25 protein-coding genes are annotated in these 21,556 nt (G+C 68.0%); 13 read left to right on the top strand and 12 right to left on the bottom strand.

Annotated features, from left to right (window positions below; genetic code table 11):
* The first annotated feature begins 18 nt into the window (after positions 1–18).
* Positions 19–165: a hypothetical protein gene (locus tag E3O46_RS18270; RefSeq protein WP_166787424.1), complete on the top strand. Its 147-nt coding sequence runs from the start codon at positions 19–21 to the stop codon at positions 163–165.
* The gene (locus tag E3O46_RS09265) at positions 162–1,094 is read left to right on the top strand and encodes a hypothetical protein (RefSeq protein WP_166787425.1); all 933 of its coding nucleotides are present in this window, start codon (positions 162–164) and stop codon (positions 1,092–1,094) included. The genes E3O46_RS18270 and E3O46_RS09265 overlap by 4 nt, the downstream gene beginning before the upstream one ends.
* Positions 1,095–1,110: 16 nt before the next feature.
* Here the strand turns inward: E3O46_RS09265 and E3O46_RS09260 are convergent, their stop codons facing one another.
* From E3O46_RS09260 to msrB, 4 genes are all read right to left on the bottom strand, one after another.
* Entirely contained in the window at positions 1,111–1,710 is a 600-nt protein-coding gene (locus E3O46_RS09260) for a DinB family protein (protein WP_134561598.1), read from the bottom strand.
* A 171-nt stretch (positions 1,711–1,881) separates the two neighbouring features.
* The gene (locus tag E3O46_RS09255) at positions 1,882–2,286 is read right to left on the bottom strand and encodes a hypothetical protein (RefSeq protein ID WP_134561597.1); all 405 of its coding nucleotides are present in this window, start codon (positions 2,284–2,286) and stop codon (positions 1,882–1,884) included.
* Between the two features lie 193 nt (positions 2,287–2,479).
* Positions 2,480–3,058 (bottom strand): nitroreductase family protein, encoded by a 579-nt coding sequence (locus tag E3O46_RS09250; protein ID WP_134450045.1) that lies wholly within the window; start codon positions 3,056–3,058, stop codon positions 2,480–2,482.
* Positions 3,059–3,061: 3 nt separating this feature from the next.
* Positions 3,062–3,463 (bottom strand): peptide-methionine (R)-S-oxide reductase MsrB, encoded by a 402-nt coding sequence (msrB, locus tag E3O46_RS09245; protein WP_134450046.1) that lies wholly within the window; start codon positions 3,461–3,463, stop codon positions 3,062–3,064.
* 271 nt (positions 3,464–3,734) lie between these two features.
* Here msrB and E3O46_RS09240 point away from each other — a divergent pair, with 271 nt between their 5' ends.
* The 5 genes from E3O46_RS09240 (at position 3,735) to groL (ending at position 8,041) form a co-directional block, all read left to right on the top strand.
* Positions 3,735–4,049 (top strand): DUF3263 domain-containing protein, encoded by a 315-nt coding sequence (locus tag E3O46_RS09240; RefSeq protein WP_134450047.1) that lies wholly within the window; start codon positions 3,735–3,737, stop codon positions 4,047–4,049.
* 69 nt (positions 4,050–4,118) lie between these two features.
* Positions 4,119–4,694, top strand: coding sequence for a LytR C-terminal domain-containing protein (locus E3O46_RS09235; protein WP_134450048.1), 576 nt, complete (start codon positions 4,119–4,121; stop codon positions 4,692–4,694).
* 224 nt (positions 4,695–4,918) lie between these two features.
* A complete protein-coding gene (locus E3O46_RS09230; RefSeq protein WP_134362230.1) occupies positions 4,919–5,122 on the top strand; it encodes a cold-shock protein in 204 nt (67 codons plus the stop codon).
* 186 nt (positions 5,123–5,308) lie between these two features.
* Complete coding sequence (locus tag E3O46_RS09225; protein ID WP_134558852.1) at positions 5,309–6,292, top strand: DUF3048 domain-containing protein; 984 nt, start codon at positions 5,309–5,311, stop codon at positions 6,290–6,292.
* Positions 6,293–6,421: 129 nt separating this feature from the next.
* A complete protein-coding gene (groL, locus tag E3O46_RS09220; RefSeq protein ID WP_134450050.1) occupies positions 6,422–8,041 on the top strand; it encodes a chaperonin GroEL in 1,620 nt (539 codons plus the stop codon).
* A 166-nt stretch (positions 8,042–8,207) separates the two neighbouring features.
* Here the strand turns inward: groL and E3O46_RS09215 are convergent, their stop codons facing one another.
* From E3O46_RS09215 to E3O46_RS09205, 3 genes are all read right to left on the bottom strand, one after another.
* Positions 8,208–8,498, bottom strand: coding sequence for a WXG100 family type VII secretion target (locus E3O46_RS09215; RefSeq protein WP_134450051.1), 291 nt, complete (start codon positions 8,496–8,498; stop codon positions 8,208–8,210).
* Positions 8,499–8,616: 118 nt separating this feature from the next.
* Positions 8,617–10,350 carry a sensor histidine kinase gene (locus tag E3O46_RS09210; protein ID WP_134558851.1) on the bottom strand — a complete coding sequence of 578 codons (1,734 nt, stop codon included), beginning with the start codon at positions 10,348–10,350 and terminating at the stop codon, positions 8,617–8,619.
* Between the two features lie 31 nt (positions 10,351–10,381).
* Positions 10,382–11,074: a response regulator transcription factor gene (locus E3O46_RS09205; RefSeq protein WP_134450053.1), complete on the bottom strand. Its 693-nt coding sequence runs from the start codon at positions 11,072–11,074 to the stop codon at positions 10,382–10,384.
* Positions 11,075–11,215: 141 nt separating this feature from the next.
* On the opposite strand from E3O46_RS09205, the gene E3O46_RS09200 reads away from it, so the two are divergent.
* Genes E3O46_RS09200 through E3O46_RS09190 form a run of 3 tightly spaced genes read left to right on the top strand, consistent with a single transcriptional unit; the run spans position 11,216 to position 14,169 of the window.
* Positions 11,216–12,553, top strand: coding sequence for an NAD(P)/FAD-dependent oxidoreductase (locus E3O46_RS09200; RefSeq protein ID WP_134450054.1), 1,338 nt, complete (start codon positions 11,216–11,218; stop codon positions 12,551–12,553).
* On the top strand, positions 12,553–13,449 hold the full coding sequence (gene folP / locus E3O46_RS09195; protein ID WP_198413392.1) for a dihydropteroate synthase: 897 nt from the start codon (positions 12,553–12,555) through the stop codon (positions 13,447–13,449). The genes E3O46_RS09200 and folP overlap by 1 nt, the downstream gene beginning before the upstream one ends.
* 3 nt (positions 13,450–13,452) lie before the next feature.
* Positions 13,453–14,169, top strand: a complete 717-nt coding sequence (locus E3O46_RS09190; RefSeq protein ID WP_134561596.1) for a pyrimidine reductase family protein — start codon at positions 13,453–13,455, stop codon at positions 14,167–14,169.
* 28 nt (positions 14,170–14,197) lie between these two features.
* Here E3O46_RS09190 and E3O46_RS09185 read toward each other — a convergent pair whose 3' ends face one another.
* Genes E3O46_RS09185 through E3O46_RS09175 form a run of 3 tightly spaced genes read right to left on the bottom strand, consistent with a single transcriptional unit; the run spans position 14,198 to position 18,095 of the window.
* Positions 14,198–15,874 carry a DNA repair helicase XPB gene (locus tag E3O46_RS09185; protein WP_134450056.1) on the bottom strand — a complete coding sequence of 559 codons (1,677 nt, stop codon included), beginning with the start codon at positions 15,872–15,874 and terminating at the stop codon, positions 14,198–14,200.
* Between the two features lie 54 nt (positions 15,875–15,928).
* Complete coding sequence (locus tag E3O46_RS09180; RefSeq protein ID WP_134558849.1) at positions 15,929–17,815, bottom strand: helicase-associated domain-containing protein; 1,887 nt, start codon at positions 17,813–17,815, stop codon at positions 15,929–15,931.
* Positions 17,816–17,819: 4 nt separating this feature from the next.
* Positions 17,820–18,095, bottom strand: a complete 276-nt coding sequence (locus E3O46_RS09175) for a hypothetical protein (RefSeq protein ID WP_134450058.1) — start codon at positions 18,093–18,095, stop codon at positions 17,820–17,822.
* A gap of 93 nt (positions 18,096–18,188) precedes the next feature.
* Between E3O46_RS09175 and E3O46_RS09170 the strand changes: the two genes are divergently transcribed.
* Positions 18,189–18,569, top strand: a complete 381-nt coding sequence (locus tag E3O46_RS09170) for a cold-shock protein (protein ID WP_134450059.1) — start codon at positions 18,189–18,191, stop codon at positions 18,567–18,569.
* The gene (locus E3O46_RS09165) at positions 18,562–19,200 is read left to right on the top strand and encodes a DUF3027 domain-containing protein (RefSeq protein ID WP_134561595.1); all 639 of its coding nucleotides are present in this window, start codon (positions 18,562–18,564) and stop codon (positions 19,198–19,200) included. Before E3O46_RS09170 ends, E3O46_RS09165 begins: the two co-directional genes overlap by 8 nt.
* An 11-nt stretch (positions 19,201–19,211) precedes the next feature.
* Here the strand turns inward: E3O46_RS09165 and E3O46_RS09160 are convergent, their stop codons facing one another.
* Positions 19,212–19,445, bottom strand: a complete 234-nt coding sequence (locus tag E3O46_RS09160) for a DUF2530 domain-containing protein (RefSeq protein ID WP_134450061.1) — start codon at positions 19,443–19,445, stop codon at positions 19,212–19,214.
* 8 nt (positions 19,446–19,453) lie between these two features.
* Entirely contained in the window at positions 19,454–20,572 is a 1,119-nt protein-coding gene (gene serC / locus E3O46_RS09155; RefSeq protein WP_134450062.1) for a phosphoserine transaminase, read from the bottom strand.
* A gap of 70 nt (positions 20,573–20,642) precedes the next feature.
* Here serC and E3O46_RS09150 point away from each other — a divergent pair, with 70 nt between their 5' ends.
* On the top strand, positions 20,643–21,350 hold the full coding sequence (locus E3O46_RS09150; RefSeq protein ID WP_134450063.1) for an iron-dependent transcriptional repressor DtxR: 708 nt from the start codon (positions 20,643–20,645) through the stop codon (positions 21,348–21,350).
* Positions 21,351–21,556 lie beyond the last annotated feature (206 nt).

Genomic DNA, 21,556 nt, shown 5'->3' with positions numbered 1-21,556 from the left:
TCGCCAAGATGTCGTAGTTTGACACTGCAGGCAGACGCCGGGCGTGAAATGGTCGATGATTGCATAGTCGCGCTCGAACGCGCCATCGCGTCGACCGACGCCGCCAGACCAGAGGGACGCACGCCCATGCCGCACGACGCGATCGCCCGGGAGGGAGACCGGTGACAGCAGAGCGCTCCGGACTGCTCGGCTTCGGTCGAACCGCCTGGTTCAGGCTCGCCGTGGCCATCATCCTCGCGATCGGCCTGCTCGCCGCCGCCGTGCTCGCCGCCAAGGGCCTCCGCTCGCTGCCGGCCGTGCAATCCTTCCTGACCGACTTCCCGGGAACGTCGCAGCTGCCGTCCGGGGCGCCCGTCGGCTTCCCGGCCTGGCTGGCCTGGCAGCATGGGCTCAACGTCTTCTTCCTCCTCTTCATCGTGCGTTCGGGCTGGCAGGTCCGCAGCGCCGGGCGGCCGACCATGTTCTGGACCCGGCGCAATACCGGGCTGATACGCACGAAACAAGCGCCCACCCGGATGGGCATCAACGTCTGGCTGCACCTCTCGGTCGACGTGCTCTGGGTGCTCAACGGGCTCCTCTTCTACGTGCTGCTCTTCGTCACCGGCCAGTGGGTGCGCATCGTTCCGGTCAGCTGGGACATCATTCCCAACGCCGTGTCGGCCGCGCTCCAGTACGTCTCGCTGGGCTGGCCGGTCTCCGACGGCTGGGTGAACTACAACGCCCTCCAGACCCTGAGCTACTTCACCATCGTGTTCGTGGCCGCTCCGCTCGCGCTGGCCACCGGCATCCGCCTCTCGCCGCTCTGGACGTCACGCCGGCTGAGCGAACTCGTCCCGCTCCGCCCGACCAAGGCGGTCCACGTCGGCGTGATGATCGTCTTCCTGGTCTTCGTCGTCGTGCACGTGACCCTGGTCTTCGCGACCGGGGCGCTCCGTAACCTCAACCACATGTACGCCGTGCAGAGCGACGACGGCTGGACCGGATTCTGGATCTTCGCGGCCTCGGTCGTCGTGATGATCGTGGCCTGGTTCGCTGCCGGCCCGCGCCTGCTGCGGGCGATCGCCTCGCTCGGCGGCACTGTCATCTCGCGCTGAGTCGCACCGGCGTCGGTCAGCGCTCCGCAGACTCCTGCGCGGCCGCCTCGACGCGTTCCCGGTAGTCCTCCCACCAGGCGCGGTCGGCCGGCGGCATATTGTCGTTGCCCTGCCGGAGTCCGACCTCCCCGTCGATGAGCTCTCGGACGAGGTCGGCGTGTCCGGCGTGCCGGTGCGTCTCCGCGATGAGGTGCACGAGGATCTCGTGCAGGCTCGCCGCGCTCCGATCGCCCGTCCACCACGGCACCCGGCCGTTGGTGTCGAGCGTGAGCGCCTCGATCGTCGCGCTCGAGTGCGCCCCGACCCGGCGGTAGAGGGTGATGAGCGACTCGCGGGACTCGTCCGGCTTCGCCCACATGTCCGCGTTGAACTCGACGTCGTCCGCCGTCCACGGCAGCGGTTCCGGAAAGGGCCGGCCGAAGACGAGCCCGAGATACCCGGCCTCGACGCCGGCCATGTGCTTGACGAGTCCGAGCAGGTTGGTGCCGGTCGGCACGAGCGGGCGCCGCACGTCGTACTCGCTGAGCCCGTCGAGCTTCCAGATCAATGCTTCCCGACCCGACACCAGGTACCGCGTCAGATCCGTCTTGGCTGCAGTCTCCGTTGCATCAGTCATCCCGCCAGCCTCGCAGACCCGGCTCGGCGGGCCAAGCGATCCGTGCTGATCCGGTCCGACCCGGGTCGATCCGGGCGGGTCTGCTCCAGGACCCATCGACCGGCTGTGGGCGCCGCGCGACTGCGCGTTCCGCGATCCGTCCGACAACACGGCACGCGCAGGCCGAGCGACCTACGGGCGAGCGCTCATCTGGTCGAAGTCGGGGCTCACGGGTCGGCGGATGCTGCCGGCGCTCGACAGTCCGATGGCCGGCAGTCCCACAGCGGGGTAGTCCGCCTGCGGCCAGACGATCGGCTCGAGCTCCCGGCTCGCCGAGCGGGGCCGCGGCCCCTTGGCGAGGAGGACGACCCAGACATAGCAGCCGACGAGCGCCCAGAGGAACCGGAGCACGACATCCACGAGCGGTTCCAGGAAGGTGGCTTCGGCATCGTCGAGCCTCCGCCTCCGCGGAACCGCGGAGGCGGAGGCAGCAGGAGCGTGGGCGATCAGGGGTGCTGTGGCGGCCGTCCGCAGGACGGTCAGCGTGCCGAGGGAGATGGTGTCAGGCCGGACGAGTGTGCTGATTTCTGCGCTCACGCCACGAGGATACGTCGCGCCCCTGCTGCACCCGGGACATTCTGCCGACGTTCAGGTGAAGAAACGGTGAAGCCTCGCCTTCGCGCGCCAACTGCGCCGCTTCGCGCCAGGCCTGCCTGGCGCGAAGCGGCGCACGTGGCGCGCGACCCTCAAAAACCGAAAATGGCGGCAGTCAGCGGCGGTCAGGGGGTGGTCAGAGGGCGGTGAGGTGCGCGGCAGGGTCGATCGGGAGCCGGACGCCCGGCTTCGCACCAGACGGCACTCCGCCGACATAGAGCCAGCCGAGCAACTCCTCCGATTCGGTGAGCCCGTGCAGCCGGTGCACCTCAGCGGTGCGGGTGAACGCCCCGGTGCGCCACATCACACCCCAGCCGGCGTGTGTCAACAGGAGGCTCAGGGCATGTCCGACACCCGCCGCTGTGACGTCCTGTTCCCACGGTTCGACCTTGTCGCTCTCCCGATGGCTCGCGACGACCGCGATCAACAGTGATGCCCGAAGCGGCTTGCCCGCGAGCTTGGCCAACTCCGCAGCGGACGGCGGTTCCGCACCGGCCTCAGCAGCGAGGCGGGCGGATGCCGCGGCGAACGCCGCCCCGAGCCGCGTGCGGGCGTCCCCGCGCAGCTCGATCAGGCGCCAGGGTCGCAGGGCCCCGTGGTCGGCCACGCGCGCACACGCGGCCACGAGCGGGAGCAGGTCGTCGTGCGAGGGGGCATCCGATGTCACTGCGGACGACGAACGCCGCCCGCCGATCGCCTCGAGCGGCGTGGACACGGTCTAGTCGACCGGCTTGAACTCGAGCGAGATGGAGTTCATGCAGTAGCGGTCACCGGTCGGGGTGCCGAAACCGTCGTCGAAGACGTGCCCGAGATGGGAACCGCAGTTCGCGCAGCGCACCTCGGTGCGGACGACGCCGAGGGAGGTGTCTTCGATGAGTTCGACGGCCTCCGGGCGCACCGACTCATAGAAGCTCGGCCAGCCGCACCCGGAATCGAACTTCGTGCCGCTCTTGAAGAGTTCGGCGTGGCAGGCGCCGCAGGTGTAGATGCCGGAACGGCTCTCGTCGAGCAGCTCCCCGGTCCAGGCACGCTCGGTGGCGGCCTGCCGCAGTACGGCAAACTTCTCCGGCCCGAGTTCCGCGGCCCATTCAGCGTCTGACTTCGTGACTTCGTAGTCCATGGTTCATCCTTCCCATCGGGCGAGGGCGCGGTGCAGCGTGGCCGCCAACCCTCCCAGCAAGCTTAAACTCAGCCCGGCAGGGGCGTATTCCGATTCCCGGGCCCGTTCAGCACTTTCACACCGAGACGCCCACCGGGACGCTCACCGGCACGCTCCCGCGCCTGTCCGGGCACTTTTCCTCCCGGGGAGGGAGCGACCCGCGTGGCCCAGCAAATCCATAGCCGACGCCAAATAGGATTCGAGCAGCGAATGGCGATGGTGAAAGAGGTGGATGGTGGACGGCGTGCGTGACCCGGACCCCGCCGACTCCCCGGGCGGCCTCACCGACCGCGACCGCGGCATCCTGAGCTTCGAACGGCGCTGGTTCACCCATGCCGGAGCCAAGGAGCAGGCGATCCGTTCCGAGTTCGGGCTGTCCTCGGCCCGGTACTATCAACTATTGGGCGTTTTGATCGACTCCCCTGTTGCCCTGGCTCACGATCCCATGCTGGTGAAACGCCTGCAGCGGATGCGTGCAGCCCGTGAGCAGGCACGGGAGCGCCGGACAGTGCGCGCTCCGGAGCACCGAACCAGCCCCGCCCCCTAGGCGCAGCCGGATTTCGACCCCGATGTTCCACCCATTCGCCCGCGACAAGAGGATCGACCCAGCCCCACAATGCCTCCCACCTATCCGAAAGACCGCTTCGACCACCTGCCGCACTCCCTCGACCGAGTGGGCGCCCATCGCGCCCCCGGAAAGAAGGGACGCCACTGGGTTGCGTTCTGGTGGGCACTGGGGGCAACGGCCGTCCTGATCGGCCTCGGAGTCTTCGGGATGGCCTCGCTCAGCAACAAACTCAACATCGCGATCCCCGGGCTGTCCTCCAGCTCGGCGACAGACACGGCGACGGATGCCGCGACCGCCGTTCCGACGGCCGTCGCGACGGTCGATCCGAGTCTCACCGTGACCGTGCTCAACGGCACAAAGGGCACGGGTGTCGCCAAGGCTGCCGGGGAAGTCCTCTCCGCGGCCGGCTGGACCGTCGGCGCGCTCAGTAACGCGAGCACCGAAGACGTGACCAAGACGACCGTGTACTACGCCGATGCGACCCTCGAGGGCGCCGCCCGCGGGGTCGCGGCTTCGTTTCCGGGATCCACGGTGCTCCTCGCGAGCGACTTCGCAACCTCGGGGGCCGACCTCACGGTCGTCGTCGGGGCTGACTTCGTGTCAAGCACCACGCCTACGTCCTGACCGGCCATTCGCCTCCGGTTGTATAACTCCACGGGGGCTCCTCGTCAACCCCCTTTCGTTCTTTCTTGGCTTCAGTAATCTTTGACTCAGGTCGCTCATCTCGTTCGTCCGGTTGCCCCCTGGGGCATCCCACCGGTCGGACCAGATGGACGCAGTCACATGCGCCAGGCCCGGTACGGCCAACGGGCGGTTGCCGAAAATATCAGAGCACTGGGGAGTTACACATGGCGAACGGAACCGTCAAATGGTTCAACGCTGAAAAGGGTTTCGGCTTCATCACCGTCGACGGCGGCGGACAGGACGTCTTCGTCCACTATTCCGCCATCGACATGCACGGATACAAGGTTTTGGAAGAGGGACAGCACGTCATCTTCGAACTGGGAACCGGGGCAAAGGGGCCACAGGCCGAGTCGGTACGTCCCGTCTGATCTGAAAAGATCAGGCGCACCCACACCAAGCGCACCCAATCTCGGGTAACACCCCGAGCCGCGCGGCATCCGCGAGTTTGCCGCGTTAGGGTGTGGGGCGTGACAGCGAAAAGAACTGCAAGAATCCACGGGCGAAGCACGGCACGACTTTTCGCTGCCGTGCTTCTTCCATGCCTCCTCTTGGTGATGACGGCGTGCTCCGGAACCGAGCCGCCGACCACGGCGACGCCGACGGCGACCGTGGAACCCACCGCCGCTGCCGTCGACGCCCCGGTGCCGCTGGCGATCGCGCCGCTTCGTGGCACGATCGTGCCGGCCGGGAAGGCTGCGAACCCGTCCCTCGCTGTGAAGATCGACAACCACGAGGCTGCCAGGCCCCAGATCTCGCTGGATCGGGCTGACATCGTCTTCGAGGAACTCGTCGAGGGCGGACTGACCCGTTACGTCGGCGTCTGGCAGTCCGACATACCCGACGCGATCGGCCCGGTGCGGTCGATCCGGCCGATGGACCCCGACATCATCACGCCGTTCGGCGGGATCGTCGCCTACTCCGGCGGACAGCAGGTCTTCGTCGACATGATGAAGGCCACCCCCGTCATCAACTCGGTCTTCGACTACGACACGACGGGCCTGTTCTCCCGCGTCGCCGACAGGGAGGCGCCGCACAACGTCGTGCTGAAGGCCGCCGAACTCGTCGGGCGCAACGCTTCTGTCGCGCCGCCGGTGCAGCAGTTCGCGTACGCGGGCAGCATCGCGGCATCGACCGCCGGGGTCGATGGCACCCCGATCACCCAGATCAACGCGCGGTTCTCCGCATCGCGCTATCCCGGCTGGAGCTGGGACACCGCCTCACAGGCCTACCTGCGCTCGCAGGAGGGCGCCCCGGACCTCGACACGACCGGCGCCCGCAGGGGCGCCACCAACGTCCTCGTGCTCCGGGTCGACATCGACGGCACCTACGGCGAGGTGCCCAAGACCGTCATGATCGGTACGGGGGAGGGCTCGGTGTCCGCCGGCGGCAAGACCGTGCACGCGACGTGGTCGAAGGCCGGGCAGGCCGACCCGATCCGGCTGATCGACGACAACGGGGTCACCATTCGCCTCGCCCCGGGCAATACCTGGATCGAACTGATCCCGAACGGCACCGGCTCCGTCGAACTCGTCCCGTAGCCTCCCGACGCTTCCCGGCGCTCACTTGCACTCTCGACCCCTGAGTGCCAGAATCGACTTGGCACTCTCTCCTTTTGAGTGCCAACCCATCACCGTTTTGGTAACGTCCGGGAGGGACGAGAAACACATATGGCAAAGATCATTGCTTTCAACGAAGAGGCCCGTCGTGGCCTTGAGCGTGGCCTGAACATCCTCGCTGACACGGTCAAGGTCACCCTCGGCCCGCGCGGACGTAACGTCGTATTGGAGAAGAAGTGGGGCGCCCCCACGATCACCAACGACGGTGTCTCGATCGCCAAGGAAATCGAACTCGACGACCCGTACGAGAAGATCGGTGCGGAACTCGTCAAAGAGGTCGCCAAGAAGACCGACGACGTTGCCGGCGACGGAACGACCACCGCGACCGTCCTCGCCCAGGCGCTCGTCCGCGAAGGCCTGCGCAACGTCGCAGCCGGCGCAGACCCGATCAGCCTCAAGCGCGGCATTGAAAAGGCCACCGCTGCGGTCATCGCAGAGCTGATCGCCAACGCCAAAGAGGTCGAGACCAAGGAAGAGATCGCGGCCACCGCATCCATCTCTGCCGGCGACGCTGAAATCGGCGCGATCATCGCCGAGGCGATCGACAAGGTCGGCAAGGAAGGCGTCGTCACCGTCGAGGAGTCCAACACCCTCGGCACCGAGCTCGAGCTCACCGAAGGCATGCGCTTCGACAAGGGCTTCCTGTCCGCGTACTTCGTGACCGACCCCGACCGTCAGGAAGCGGTCTTCGAAGACCCCTACATCCTGATCGTCAACTCCAAGGTCTCTAACATCAAGGACCTCCTCCCGATCGTGGACAAGGTCATCCAGACCGGCAAGCAGCTCCTCATCATCGCCGAGGACGTCGACGGCGAGGCTCTGGCCACGCTCGTTGTGAACAAGATCCGCGGCATCTTCAAGTCGGTCGCCGTCAAGGCTCCCGGCTTCGGCGACCGTCGCAAGGCCCAGCTGCAGGACATCGCCATCCTCACCGGTGGCCAGGTCATCTCCGAGGAGGTCGGCCTCAAGCTTGAGAACGTCACCCTCGACCTGCTCGGCAACGCGCGCAAGATCGTCATCACCAAGGACGAGACGACCATCGTCGAAGGCGCCGGAGACCCCGAAGCCATCGCCGGTCGCGTTCAGCAGATCCGCAACGAGATCGAGAACACCGACAGCGACTACGACCGTGAGAAGCTCCAGGAGCGTCTCGCCAAGCTCGCCGGCGGCGTTGCCGTCATCAAGGCCGGCGCCGCGACGGAGGTTGAGCTCAAGGAGCGCAAGCACCGTATCGAGGACGCCGTCCGCAACGCGAAGGCTGCTGTCGAAGAGGGCATCGTCGCCGGTGGTGGCGTCGCCCTCATCCAGGCCGGCAAGACCGCGTTCGAGAAGCTCGAGCTCGTCGGAGACGAGGCGACCGGCGCGAACATCGTCAAGGTTGCCATCGACGCCCCGCTCAAGCAGATCGCCCTCAACGCGGGTCTCGAGCCCGGCGTCGTCGCCGACAAGGTGCGCAACCTGCCGATCGGTTGGGGCCTCAACGCCGCGACCGGTGAGTACGTTGACATGCTCCTCGCCGGCATCAATGACCCGGTGAAGGTCACCCGCTCCGCGCTGCTCAACGCCGCGTCGATTGCCGGACTCTTCCTCACCACCGAGGCCGTTGTCGCCGACAAGCCGGAAAAGAACGCTGCTCCGGTCGGCGACCCGTCCGGCGGAATGGACTTCTAAGTCCACCCTGCTCGATAGCTAGACCGCTTCACCGCTTCACCGCCAACAGGGCGTCTCCTCCGGGAGGCGCCCTGTTTTCGCGTCCGGACAGGCACGATCCCGATCCGGTCTCCGCACGTCCGGCATCCGCCGCGTCCCGGCATGCGCCACAATGCGGCGGACGCCGCTACCGGGCGAAGAGCCGCGCGTTGGCCTGCTCGATCTCGGCATACTGCTGGCCGGCCTGGTTGAGCGCCTGGCCGAGGCTTTCAGCGCTCTGCGCAACCTGCTGCTGAGTCGCCCGCCAGTCCGTCACGGCGGCCTGGAACGCGGCGGCGGCCTGCCCGGTCCACGAACCCTCCAGCCCGGTCAGTTGGCCGAGCAGCGCGGCAACCTCCGCCTGAATCCGACCGAGCGTCGCCCTGGCCGTCGTCGTGGTGCTGAGCACGAGTTCACTGTCTACCTGGTACCGGGGCATCTGCAGTCCTTTCGAGGGGTGTGCTGCCACCGTATGGCGGATGCCGCGCCGGGCCGGCGAGTACGCCCCGGCTGGGGACAACTCACCGCCACCCGCGCCAGGGGAGGAGCCGCCGGGGTCAGGGCGCCGGGGTGATCGCGAGGCGCTGCGGCGCGTTCGGGGACTCTGCGAGAGGGAACCAGACCCGGAAGGTCGCGCCGCCGCCCGGGGTTTCGACGACCTGGACGGTGCCGTTGTGGCTGGCGACGATCGACGCGACGATCGCCAGGCCGAGTCCGCTGCCACCGGTCTCGCGTGCACGGGAGGTGTCGGCGCGCCAGAAGCGCTGGAATATCTTGTCGCGGATCTGCGGCGGGATGCCCTCGCCATGGTCGATCACGGCGACGGATGCGCGCTGGTTCCGCCGGTCGACGGCGATCTCGAGTTCGATGGGGCTGTCAGCGGGGCTGAAGCGAAGGGCATTGCCCATCAGATTGGTGATGACCTGTCGGATCTTGTTCTCTTCGGCCATGACGACGGCGGGGATCGCGGCGGTCGGGGCAGCGGTCGGCACTGGCTCGGGGAGGATGGCGAGAGCATCCGCTTTACGGGGGCGACGGGTCCGTAGTCGCGCGAGGGTCGCACCGGCGAAGGAAACCGTGTTCGTGTGCGGGACGGCCACGGCCTCGCCTGCCCGCTGGGGGACCGTCACGAGTGCGGAGGTCGGGACCTCGCCGGTGGAGTGCGCGAGGTCGATGGCGGGGGCCAACGGGACGACAGGCTCTTCGTCCGTGTCGGGAGCCGCCGTCACGACCGTGATGGTGCGACCGGGGGCGGAGGCCATCGCGTCGAGCGCCGCATCGCGGGCGAGGGGGAGCAGGTCGACGGGGGTGAGGGCGAGTGGCTTCGTCTCGTCCAGACGGGCGAGTTCGAGGAGGTCCTCGACGAGGCCGCCCATCCGGATCGCTTCCTTCTCGATGCGCTCCATCGCCTGGGCGACCTCTTCCGGAGTCTGCAGGGCACCCATCCGGTAGAGCTCGGCGTAGCCGCGCACGGAGACGAGGGGGGTGCGGAGCTCGTGACTCGCGTCGCCGACGAAGCGGCGCATCTGGTCGATCGTGCGCGCCCGTTCCTTGAACAGGCGATCGATCCTGCTGAGCATGGTGTTGAGGGAACGGTTGAGCCGGCCGACCTCGGTGTTCGGGGTCGCCCCGCCGAGCCGCTGGCTGAAGTCGCCGTCAGCAATCGCCGCGGCCGTGCGCTCCACTTCGCGCAGGGGGGCGAACGTGCTCGTCACGAGCAACCGGGTGATCAGGCCGCCCAGGAGCACGACGCCCAGGCCGAAGCCGAGGAAGATCGTGAGGTAGGTGCCGACGGTGTTCTCGGACTGCTTGAGCGAGACGGCCATGACGAGGGTGCCGTAGGTGCCGTGGACGTTGGTGACGAGCGGCACTGCGACCGCGAGGAACTCGGTGTCGTGCGAGGCGTCCTGCAGGCGCATGGTCTGGCCGTTGAGCGCGTTGACCGACTGGAGGTCAAGGGGCATGGTGATCTGCGGCAGCTCGCGTGCGGGCACGTCGGTCCAGGAATGGTAGCGGAGTTCGCCGTTCTCGTCGTACAGGGCGACGAAGTAGTCCGAGGGAACGACGGTGCCGGTATTCTGCCCGAGGGCGTTCGCGGTGTATGCGACCGACGTCGTCTGGGCATCCGCCTGGAGCTGCGCGTCGACCTGCTGGATCACGTACTGCCGGAGCATGGCCATCGTGCCGATCCCGGAGACCAGGAGACCGAGCGTGAGCATGAGAACGGTCACGCCGGTGATCTTGGACCTGAGGGATATGCGGTTCCACCGCTCCGTGAGTGACTGATGCATCAGGCTGCCAGTCTATTTGTGCAGTCTGGGACTATGCCTTGGCAGCCTTGAGCATGTAGCCGAAGCCGCGCTTGGTCTGGATCAGCGGCTCCGAGGAGTGCGCGTCGACCTTGCGGCGCAGGTAGGAGATGTAGGACTCGACAATGCCGGCGTCGCCGTTGAAGTCGTATTCCCAGACGTGGTCCAGGATCTGCGCCTTCGAGAGCACCCGGTTCGGGTTGAGCATCAGGTAACGGAGCAGCTTGAACTCGGTCGGGCTGAGCTCGATGGGTTCTTCGCCGACGAGGACTTCGTGGGTGTCCTGGTCCATGGTCAGTTCGCCCGCGCGGATGACGGCGTCTTCGTCGGCGTGCATCGTGCGGCGGAGGATGGCCTTGATCCTGGCCACGATCTCGTCGAGGCTGAACGGCTTGGTCACGTAGTCGTCGCCGCCGACCGTGAGGCCGGTGATCTTGTCTTCGGTGTCGTCCTTGGCGGTGAGGAACAGGATCGGCGCCGTGTAACCGGCGGAACGCAGGCGTTTGGTCACGCCGAAGCCGTTCATGTCGGGAAGCATGACGTCGAGGATGATCAGGTCGGGTTCCTCTTCGAGCACGGCGGAGATCGCCTGGGCGCCGTTGCCGACGGCCCGCACGGCGAAGCCGGCGAAGCGCAAGCTGGTGGTGAGGAGATCCCGGATGTTGGGCTCGTCGTCGACAATAAGAATGCGGGGGCCATCAGTCATTGGACCAGTATCTGCGCGTTAGCTGGACTTTTGCTGTGAGTGACCGGTGTGGTTCGGACGTGAGTAGATTGTGGGTGGGGAGCGGAGCCGCCGGGGCTGATCGGAGGTGGACGCCGCGACGGATTCGAACGGGAGAACGCCATGAAAATCGCAACATGTGTGATCGTCGGGGCCGGCCTCGCCGGGGCGCGCGCGGCAGAGGCGCTTCGCGTCGAAGGCTTCGACGGACGGGTCGTTCTGCTTGGCGAGGAGGCCGAGTACCCCTATATCCGGCCGCCGCTGTCCAAGGATTTCCTCGCCGGGACATCCGCCCGCGACTCGATCGACGTGCACCCGGCCGACTGGTATGCCGCACAGGACATCGAGGTCGTGCGGGGTCGCGCGGTGACGGCGCTCACCCTCGACGCGCGGCAGCTGAGCTACGCCGGCGGCGGGACGCTGCACTATGACCGGCTCCTTCTCGCGACCGGGGCGGCCGCCCGGCCGTTCCCCGGCCCCGGGGGAGACCTGGACGGCGTCCACCTCCTGCGCACCGTGGCCGACTCGACCCGGCTGAAGGCGGCGCTCGCGCCAGGGGGACGCCGGATCGTCGTGGTCGGAGCCGGCTGGATCGGACTCGAGGTTGCGGCGGCCGCCCGCAGCTACGGCAACGACGTGACGGTGCTCGGCCAGGGCGCCGTGCCGCTGCAGCGCGCGGTCGGCGCGGAGATCGGCGGAGTCTTCGCCGCGCTCCACCGGGCCAACGGGGTAGACCTGCGAATGGAGACCGGCGTGGCCGAGATCCTCGGCACGGACGGAAGGGTCACGGGCGTCCGGCTCCAGGCGGCCACGGACGGGACCCCCGGCCAGGACGGGTCGTCCGGAGAGGTCGTGCTCGCGGACGTCGTCGTGGTCGGGATCGGCGCGACACCCAATACGCGGCTCGCTCTCGACGCGGGGCTCGAGGTCGCAGACGGCATCGTCGTCGACGCGGCCTTCCGCACCAACGAGCCAGGGGTTTTCGCGGTCGGTGACGTCGCGAGCGTGTTCCATCCCGTTCTCGGGCACCACCTCCGGGTCGAACACTGGGCGAACGCCGAGAATGCCGGCCGGGCCGCCGCACTCTCCATGCTCGACCGTGCGGTGAGCTACGAGGAGATTCCCTACTTCTACACGGATCAATTCGACCTCGGAATGGAATACTCGGGATATGGCGATTTGGCGAGGGATGCGGAGCTGGTGTTCCGGGGAGACCGGACTGCCCGCGAGTTCGTCGCGTTCTGGGTCGTCGACGGCCGCGTGGTTGCGGGCATGAACGTCAATGTCTGGGATGTCAACGAATCCGTCCAGAACCTGATCAGGTCGCGCGTGCGCGTCGACGTGTCCGCGCTGCGGGACGAATCCCGCAGCCTCGACAGCCTCCTCGGCCCCGCGGCCGCCCGGAGCCACGGCGCCGACGCCGGTCGAGCGGTCGCCGACACGCCAGGGGTGGGTTCCTGATGGCGGGCGGCACCGCCGCGTTTCCCGTCCTGATCCATCCCCGGCGCATGATCGGCGGCCGCGAATTCGATTTCGACCGCGAGATCGCGGTGATGGCGATCATCAATCGCACTCCAGACTCGTTCTTCGACCAGGGCGCCACCTTCGCCCTGGACAAGGCCGTCGCTGCCGCGCACCAGGCGATATCCGATGGCGCGGACTGGGTCGACATCGGCGGGGTCAAGTTCGCGCCCGGCCCGCCCGTCCCCGTCGAACAGGAGATCGACCGTGTCGTCCCGGTCGTCCTCGCCTTGCGCGGCGCCGGCGCGGTCATCTCCGTCGACACGTTCCAGCCGGCCGTCGCACGGGCGGCGCTCGCGGCAGGCGCCGACGTCATCAACGACACCACCGGCATCCACGACCCGCTGATGGCGGACATCGTCGCGGACAGCGACGCGACCCTCGTCGTGACGCACAGCCTCGCTCGCCCGCGGATGCCGCACCCGGCCCCGCGCTACGGCGACGTCGTGGGCGAGGTCGCCGCGTTCCTGCGTGAGCGCACCGAGCTGGCCCTGTCCCGGGGGATCCCCGCAGAGCGGATCATCATCGATCCCGGCCATGACCTCAACAAGAACACCCGGCATTCGCTCGAGCTCACCCGGCGCCTCCCCGAGATCGCCGCGCTCGGCTACCCGACCCTCGTCGCGGTCTCCAACAAGGACTTCATCGGCGAGACCCTCGGCCGCGCCCGTGACGAACGTGTCGAGGGCTCCCTCGCCGCCGCCGTGTTCAGCATCATGCAGGGCGCCCGGATCGTGCGGATGCACAACGTGCGCGCCGCCGTGGACGCCGTTCGGATGACCGAGGCGATCCTGGGCTTCCGCGAACCGGCGTACGAGCGCCACAACCTGGCCTGAACGATGACCGACTTCAGCCAGGCGGGTCTCCTCGACGCCTACCGCATCGAGGACAGGACCGCCGCGCGGCTGCGGGTGAACTTCATCGCGAGCCTCGACGGCGCCGCGACCCACGACGGCCTGAGCGGTGGCCTGAACAATGCCGACGACAAGCTCGTCTTCGACACGCTCCGGACCCTCACCGACGTGATCCTGGTCGGCGCCGGAACGGTCCGCGCCGAGGGCTACGGTGGCATCCGCCTGGATGCCGCAGTCGAGGCCTGGCGCGTCGCGCACGGGCTCCCGCCGCAGCCGCGGATCGCGGTCGTGAGCGGGCGCCTGGATCTCGAGGCCGGGCATCCGCTGTTCACGGACGCCGCGACGCGCCCGATCGTCATCACGCACGCGGGGTCACCGGCCGACAAGCGCGCCGACCTCGAGGCTGTGGCCGACGTGCTCGTTTGCGGGGCGGCGACGATCGATCTCCCGCTCGCGCTCCGCGAGCTTGCCGCGCGGGGCCTGCGCCAGGTGCTCTGTGAGGGCGGCCCGAGCCTGTTCGGGGCGTTGCTCACGGCCGATGCCGTTGACGAACTCTGCCTGAGCCTGAGCCCGGTTCTCGAGGCAGGCACCTCTGGCCGTATCGCGCACAGTGCCGCGGCCGCGTCACGCCCGATGCGTCTCGGCCACGTGCTCACTGCCGGAGACATGCTCTTCCTGCGCTACACGCGCCCGTCGCCCTGACCGATTCCGTCGGATCGGTCAGGGCAGGTCAGCGGATGCCTGCTGCGGCCTCGTCGACCAGGGCGTCGGTGTCGAGGTTGTTCGCGTCGAGAATGGTGTAGCTGTACCCCTGCTCCGCGAGGAAGCGCTGGCGGTTCTGTGCGAAGTCCTGGTCGACGGTGTCGCGGGCGACGAGCGTGTAGAAGTTGGCGGCGAGGCCGGACTCCTTGGGACGGAGCAGCCGGCCGAGCCGCTGCGCCTCCTCCTGGCGCGAGCCGAACGACCCGGAGACCTGGATGGCCACGGTCGCCTCGGGCAGGTCGACGGAGAAGTTCGCGACCTTGGAGACGACGAGCAGGTTCTCCTCGCCGACCCGGAAAGCCTGGTAGAGCCGTTCGCGTTCGTCGACGGGGGTCGCCCCGGTGAGTTTCGGCGCGTTGAGGGCGTCGGCGAGTTCGTCGATCTGGTCGAGGTACTGGCCGATCACGAGGATGCGTTCGCCGGGGTGCTTGGCGACGAGACGCTTGACCACGTCGAGCTTGGCCGGGGCGGTCGCGGCGAGGCGGTATCGCTCGTCGTCCGCTGCGGCGGCATAGGTGAGCCGCTCGGACTGCGGCAGGTCGATCCGTACCTCGTAGCAGGAGGCGGGGGAGATGAAGCCCTGGGCCTCGATCTCCTTCCATGGTGCGTCGAAACGCTTGGGGCCGATCAGGCTGAACACGTCGCCCTCGCGGCCGTCCTCGCGGACGAGCGTCGCGGTGAGGCCGAGGCGGCGGCGGGCCTGCAGTTCGGCCGTGAGTTTGAACACCGGCGCGGGAAGGAGGTGCACCTCGTCGTAGATGACGAGGCCCCAGTCCATCGCGTCGAGGAGTTCGAGGTGGGCGTACTCGCCCTTCCGCTTCGCGGTGAGGATCTGGTACGTCGCGATCGTGACGGGCTTGACTTCTTTGACCTGCCCCGAGTACTCGCCGATCTCGTCCTGGGTGAGGGTCGTGCGTTTGAGGAGCTCGTCGCGCCACTGCCTGGCCGAGACGGTGTTGGTCACGAGGATGAGCGTGTTGGTCTTCGCCGTGGCCATTGCGCCGGCGCCGACGAGGGTCTTGCCCGCTCCGCAGGGCAGGACGACGACGCCGGAACCGCCGTCGAAGAAGCTCGCGACGGCCTTGTTCTGGTAGTCGCGCAGCGCCCAGCCGTTCTCGAGCAGCGCGATGTCGTGCGGGGTCCCCGGCGTGTAGCCGGCGAGGTCCTCGGCCGGCCAGCCGAGCTTGACGAGCTCCTGCTTGAGCTGGCCGCGGGCCCAGGGTTCGACGAGGAAGGAATCCGGGGTCGGGTGGCCGATCAGCAGGGGGGCGATCCGCTTGGCGCCGGAGATCTCCATCAGCACAGCCCGGTCGTTGCTCTGCAGCACGAGCTGGCCCTCGTCGTCGCGCTCGATGATCAGGCGGCCGTAGCGCCCGACGGTCTCCTCGATGTCGATCCGCACGGTCTGCGGGATCGCGAACTTGGAATACTTCTCGAGGGTCCCGAGCATGTCCGAGGCGGCATGTCCCGCCGCGCGGGCGTTCCAGAGGCCGAGCCGGGTGATCCGGTAGGTGTGGATGTGCTCAGGGGCCCGTTCCAGCTCGGCGAACACGGCGAGGTCGTGGCGCGCATCTTCGGCGAGGGGGTGGGCGACTTCGAGCAGAACCGTGCGGTCGCTCTGGACAATCAGTGGGCCATCAGACATAGCCGTTAATCCTACGCCCGCATGGCTGGGAGCCTCCCATCGGCCCACCCCCGCTTATGGGGCAGGTGTGATGCTGATGATGCTCGAGAGCGGCAGAGTGCGTTCGATGTCGGCACGGCGGTCCCTGGCGCGGAATCGGCCTCCGCCGACACTGGCCGGTTCGAGCAGGTAGTCGACGACGACCCCGCCCGGCATCGCAATGCTGACGATGACGGTCTGCTTGGACTTGATCGCCGAATCGAGTTGGCGGGCGAGCCAGGCGTCGGCGGCGACGTCTTCGCCGCCATCCGTGGCACGGAGTTTTTCGACCAGGATGAGTGCGAGGTCAGGGGCCTCAGGGGGGAGGACCCTGGCGAGCTGGTGCCTGCGGAGGTGCAGGACCTCTCCGTCGGAGCTCTCCGCTGCGACCGGGTACTTGGCGTCGTTGAGCGCCCAGAACACGACGTCCGAGGTGAACCGGCTCGTGAGGCGGTGGGCGTCCGCGCGGACGAGTCCGAGCGGGCCGAGGGTCTGGTCGACGGCGAGGGTGCCGAGGAGTTCATCGTCGTCCGAGCGGACGTAGCTCCGGCTGAGCGCGGTCGGTGCGGCCACCTCGCCGACCCGGATCCGTCCATACCGGCCTGCGGACTCCCGGATCAGGTACTCGATGGGCTGGGGGATGCCGGTGAGCGAGATCGTGCGCAGGAAGTCGAGGAGTGACTCGGCGGTTTCACCCGCGGCGAGCGCCCGGTTGACCGAGGTCGCCGAGATTCGGTAGCTGAGGGCCAGTTCGCGGCTCTCGACGTCGGCGAGGCCGCGGAGCCGGGCGTCGATGGAGGGAGCCAGGGGGCCTGGGGAGACGATCGAGAGGTCGTTCTGCAGGTAGACGGCGCCGACTTCTGCAGGCAGGGACGCCCCGATCGTGGCGATGGCGCCGTCGAGGTCTTCGGCGAGGACAGCGGCACCGGCCGGGCTCGTGGTCTGGTGAGCGGTGATGCCGATCAGCTCGGCGTCGCGGGCGAACTCGGTGACGCGGGTGTCCATCCACTCGCCGCCTGCTGGGTAGAGCCAGGTCACGAAGCTGCGCAGTCCCTCGCCCCAGGAGACGCCGGGGCGGTGCGCGAGGATGCTGCGCACGTCGGCGGGCAGTGCCGCCTGCCAGGAGCCGGCCAGGGCCGCCCAGCGGTGCGCAGTGCCCTCGAGGAGCCAGGCCTCGCCGGCCTCCGTCTCGTTCCAGTACCCGGTCGAGTGCGCGATGAGCTGCGCCCTGGCTGCTGTCGCGACGTAGGTGGCGACGGCGTCGATATCGATGCCCATGACGGACGAGAGGCGCTTGGTGTCCGGCAGGCCGAGTCCGCCCCGGCTGAGCTCGCGCACGGGCTCCCGGGAGAGTTCGGTGACGAGCTCGGCGATTGAGGAGACCGCCGCGAAGGCACGTTCGGCGGCGAGGCGGTCGGTGAAGCGGCTGTCGGTCGTGATCACGGTCGCGAGCGCGGAGGGCGCGGGTGTCGATGCGAGCTCGAGGGCGGACGGCAGGCCGAGGTCGGGCCAGGTGGCCAGGTGCTCGGCGACCGCCGGATACACCCTGAGGCCGTCGTCGGACAGGAGTGCGAGCATCAGTTCGTCGAGCACGGCTGCGCGCGCGGCGACATCCGCTCGGGTGACGGGCAGGCCGCCGAGCTCGGTGAGGCGGGAGGTGAGCGCATCGAGGCCGAGGGACGCGCCGGGTACACCCGTCTGCTCGGTCGGTTCGGCGGGCGCCTCGGTGGCGGTGATCGCAAGCACGGCCAGAGTCGACCGGTCGAGCCGGGAGAGGGCTGCCTGGACCGCGGCCGGGTTCAGCAGGGCTTCGGCGAGGTCGAAGAAATCACGGATGCCGTGGGCTGAGATCGCGCGGATCTCGATCGTGCGGCGCAACGCCGCGTCGTCGAGGGCACGAAGGCGTGAAGCGAGCGTCAGCACGGCGTTACTCCCCGTTCTGTCGTGCCTCGCGAGCGCGGCGGACGGTGGTCGTCACCAGGAGAACGATGATCAGGATGAATCCAATCGGCAGTCCGACAAGCGGGAGCGCGAGGATCGCGGGCCAGACACCCTCGCCGAAGCCGTTGTTGGCGCCGGCGCCGAGCCAGGTGCCGATGATGACGGCGAAGAACGCGAGGATCGACAGGCCGACGGTGGCGGCGACCATATAGGCGAGGATGCGTTCCGGCCGGCCGGCGGCGTGTGGAGTTTGATTGGTCACAGTGTCAAGGATACGGGGCGGGGACGAGTGCAACCGAATAAGCTGGGTGCGGTTGGCGCGCATGTCGCGCGCCCGGAATTCAGCGAGGTCCAGATGCCCACCGGCAAGGTCAAGTTCTACGACGAGGAGAAGGGTTTTGGCTTCATCAGTTCCGATGACGGCCAGGAGGTCTTTCTCCACGCTTCTGCGCTGCCCACCGGAGTGACGGTCAAGCCAGGAACGAAGCTCGAATTCGGCATCGCCGATGGCAAGCGCGGCGCCCAGGCGCTGTCCGTGCGCATCATCGAAGCGCCGCCGAGCCTCGTCAAGCTCAGCCGCAAGCCCGCCGACGACATGGCCATCATCATCGAGGACCTCGTCAAGGTGCTCGACGGCATCGGTGCGAGTCTGCGTCGCGGCCGTTACCCCGATAGCGCCCACAGCCACAAGATCGCCGCCATGCTTCGCAAGGTCGCAGAGGAACTCGATGCCTGAGCAGATCCAAGACACCACACTCGACGTACCGGCTGTCGACGCCGTCGCCGATGACGCCGTGGCCGACGACGCCGAGTCGCCGGCAGCGGATGCCGTTCCCACCGACGAGACACTCGTCGCGGCTGTCGAGGTGGCCAGGGCCGCCCTCCTTACCTTCACGCCGGAAGACACCATCGGCGACCCCCTCGGACACGTCGTCGAGGGTGACCGGGTCGTGTCGCTGCTCTTCGACTGCACCATGACCGGGTATCCGGGCTGGCGCTGGACCGTCACGCTCTCGCGCATCGACGGGGAATCCCTGCCGCAGGTGCTCGAGACCGAGCTCACGCCGGGGGACGAAGCCCTCGTCGCACCCGAGTGGATCCCGTGGTCCGATCGCCTCGCCGACTACCGCACGGCCCAGGACCTGGTCGCTGCGACCGCGGCCGCCGACGCTCTCGACGACGACACCGACGACGATGACGACGACACCGATGACGATGACGACGACACCGATGACGACGACGCAGACGACGACGACGACGACGCAGACGACGACGACGCAGACGACGACGACGCAGACGACGACGACGATGATGACGAAGAAGAAGACGATGACATCGACCCGGACGACATCGACGAAGACGAATAGCGTCTGACGAACTACCGGCGCCTCACGCGCAGCCAGGCCAGCCCGGCGACGCCGAGGCCGACCCCGGCCACCGCGCACCACAGCCACCAGCCGAGCCCGCGGGCCGCGAGCTCACCCTGGAAAACCAGGGCGAGACCCGCGGCCACGAGCCAGGCGAGTGCTCCGATCAGGATGGGCGTGCGCGCATCCGCTTTCGCCGGCTCAGGATCGGGCCGGCGCTCGCTGTCTCTCAGCCAGAGGCGCACGAGGACCGCTATTTGCCCAGGTTGGCGACGACGAATTCGATGGACTTGACGAGCTGGCGTACGTCGTTCGGCTCGATCGCCGTGAACGTCGCGACGCGCAGCTGGTTGCGGCCGAGCTTGCGGTAGGGCTCGGTGTCGGAGATGCCGTTCGCGCGCAGCGCCTTGGCTACGGCGGAGGCATCGATCGCGTCGTCGAAGTCGATCGTCGCGACAACCTGCGAACGGTGGTCGGGGTTGACGACGTACGGCGTCGCGTAGTCAACGGTCGCTGCCCAGTCGTAGAGCACCGAGGAGGACTCGCGGGTGCGTGCGGAGGCCCAGGCGAGGCCGCCATTGCCGTTGATCCAGTCGAGCTGGTTCTCGATCAGGAGCAGGGTGGCCACGGCCGGGGTGTTCAGGGTCTGGTTGAGGCGCGAGTTGTCGATCGCGTTCTTCAGGCTGAGGAACTCCGGGATATACCGGCCGCTCGCGGCGATCTGCTCGACGCGCTCGATGGCCGCGGGGGAGAAGAGCGCCATCCAGAGGCCGCCGTCGGAGGCGAGGTTCTTCTGCGGGGCGAAGTAATACGCATCCGCCTGATCGGCGGCGTAGTCGATGCCGGCGGCGGCGCTCGTGGCGTCGATGACGGTCAGTGCTCCGGCGTCGCCGTGCACGCGGGTGACGGGCGCCATCACACCGGTCGAGGTCTCGTTCTGGGGCCAGGCGTACACGTCGACGCCCTCGGTCGGAACGGCCGCGCTCAGCGAGCCCGCCGGGGCCTTGATCACGTCGGGTGCTTCGAGGAACGGTGCGCTCGCCGCGGCAGCGAACTTGCCGCCGAACTCGCCGAAGACGAGGTTCTGGGCCTTCTTGGAAATAAGGGAGAACGCGGCTGCATCCCAGAAGGCGGTGGACCCGCCGTTGCCGAGGACGACTTCGTAGCCTTCCGGAGCGCGGAGCAGCTCCGCCAGGCCGGTTCGGACCCGGCCGACCAGGTTCTTCACCGGCGCCTGACGATGGGAGGTACCGATAATGGACGTGCCAGATTTAAGGAGGTACTCAAGCTGTTCCTGACGGACTTTGGACGGGCCGCAGCCAAATCGTCCGTCAACGGGCAAGAGTTCGGAGGGAATTATCAGATTCGACATGAGGCGATTCTAACGACCCCTAACACGGCGATAAGGTTGTGACGCACACGGAGGCACTGGGAGGCCGGCGATGACTGATCTGATCGACACGACCGAAATGTATCTCCGCACCATCCTCGATCTGGAGGAGGAGGGCATCGTCCCCCTCCGGGCCCGGATCTCCGAACGACTGGGCCATTCCGGCCCGACCGTCTCGCAGACCGTCGCGCGCATGGAGAGGGATGGGCTCGTCGTCGTGTCCGGCGACCGCCACCTCGAACTCACGATCAACGGGCGCCGTAAGGCCGTGCATGTCATGCGCAAGCACCGCCTCGCCGAGCGCCTGCTGAGCGACGTGATCGGCCTCGAATGGGAGTTCGTCCACGACGAAGCCTGCCGCTGGGAACACGTCATGAGCGAACAGGTCGAGCGCAAGATCCTGGAGATGCTCGGGCATCCCACCGAGTCACCGTATGGCAACCCGATCCCTGGGCTCGACGAACTGGGCGACTCGCCCGCCGTCGCATTCATGGCGGGAGTCACGAACCTCGTCGAGGTCGTCGCGGGGTCGACGACCCCGGTGACCGCCGTCATCCGCCGCCTCGGCGAACCGGTGCAGTTCGACCCGGAACTCCTCGCCCAGCTCAAGAACGCCGGCGTGATGCCGGGCAATTCGGCGGTTTTCTCGGCACTCGGCTCCTACGTTCTCGTCGAGGTCGCGGGGTTCGCTGAGGGTCTCGAACTGCCCAATGAAGTCGCGAGCCACATCTTCGTGGCTACCCCGGTCGCCGCTCTCTAACCGCCCGTTTCGCGGGGCAAAACCCGAACGGATGCCGGGTTTTCGGCGGTCGACAGATGACCCTTTCGTTACGCGTTCGTTATTAAATCGTCACCAAGGGGTGACAAACGGAGAAACCTCACGTACTGTCGGACGAGTCCCACAGGCCAGAACCGGCCGCCGGGCTCGAAGCAGGACGTCTCTCTTCCCGTCTCCTGGTTCGGTAA

The organism is Cryobacterium glucosi, assembly GCF_004402235.1.
Classification (GTDB): Bacteria; Actinomycetota; Actinomycetes; order Actinomycetales; family Microbacteriaceae; genus Cryobacterium; species Cryobacterium glucosi.
The sequence above is the reverse complement of the archived record's forward strand: the minus strand, read 5'-3'. Positions and strand labels throughout refer to the sequence as shown.

Excerpts from the sequence above, each read along its gene's own strand:
- E3O46_RS09200 (WP_134450054.1), top strand. The coding sequence starts at position 11,216 with ATGAAAATCGCAACATGTGTGATCGTCGGGGCCGGCCTCGCCGGGGCG.
- folP (WP_198413392.1), top strand. The coding sequence starts at position 12,553 with ATGGCGGGCGGCACCGCCGCGTTTCCCGTCCTGATCCATCCCCGGCGC.
- E3O46_RS09235 (WP_134450048.1), top strand. The coding sequence starts at position 4,119 with ATGCCTCCCACCTATCCGAAAGACCGCTTCGACCACCTGCCGCACTCC.
- E3O46_RS09170 (WP_134450059.1), top strand. The coding sequence starts at position 18,189 with ATGCCCACCGGCAAGGTCAAGTTCTACGACGAGGAGAAGGGTTTTGGC.
- E3O46_RS09205 (WP_134450053.1), bottom strand. The coding sequence starts at position 11,074 with ATGACTGATGGCCCCCGCATTCTTATTGTCGACGACGAGCCCAACATC.
- E3O46_RS09240 (WP_134450047.1), top strand. The coding sequence starts at position 3,735 with ATGGTGGACGGCGTGCGTGACCCGGACCCCGCCGACTCCCCGGGCGGC.
- E3O46_RS09210 (WP_134558851.1), bottom strand. The coding sequence starts at position 10,350 with ATGCATCAGTCACTCACGGAGCGGTGGAACCGCATATCCCTCAGGTCC.
- E3O46_RS09260 (WP_134561598.1), bottom strand. The coding sequence starts at position 1,710 with ATGACTGATGCAACGGAGACTGCAGCCAAGACGGATCTGACGCGGTAC.
- E3O46_RS09230 (WP_134362230.1), top strand. The coding sequence starts at position 4,919 with ATGGCGAACGGAACCGTCAAATGGTTCAACGCTGAAAAGGGTTTCGGC.
- msrB (WP_134450046.1), bottom strand. The coding sequence starts at position 3,463 with ATGGACTACGAAGTCACGAAGTCAGACGCTGAATGGGCCGCGGAACTC.
- E3O46_RS09185 (WP_134450056.1), bottom strand. The coding sequence starts at position 15,874 with ATGTCTGATGGCCCACTGATTGTCCAGAGCGACCGCACGGTTCTGCTC.
- serC (WP_134450062.1), bottom strand. The coding sequence starts at position 20,572 with ATGTCGAATCTGATAATTCCCTCCGAACTCTTGCCCGTTGACGGACGA.
- E3O46_RS09165 (WP_134561595.1), top strand. The coding sequence starts at position 18,562 with ATGCCTGAGCAGATCCAAGACACCACACTCGACGTACCGGCTGTCGAC.
- groL (WP_134450050.1), top strand. The coding sequence starts at position 6,422 with ATGGCAAAGATCATTGCTTTCAACGAAGAGGCCCGTCGTGGCCTTGAG.
- E3O46_RS09215 (WP_134450051.1), bottom strand. The coding sequence starts at position 8,498 with ATGCCCCGGTACCAGGTAGACAGTGAACTCGTGCTCAGCACCACGACG.
- E3O46_RS09190 (WP_134561596.1), top strand. The coding sequence starts at position 13,453 with ATGACCGACTTCAGCCAGGCGGGTCTCCTCGACGCCTACCGCATCGAG.
- E3O46_RS09150 (WP_134450063.1), top strand. The coding sequence starts at position 20,643 with ATGACTGATCTGATCGACACGACCGAAATGTATCTCCGCACCATCCTC.
- E3O46_RS09225 (WP_134558852.1), top strand. The coding sequence starts at position 5,309 with ATGACGGCGTGCTCCGGAACCGAGCCGCCGACCACGGCGACGCCGACG.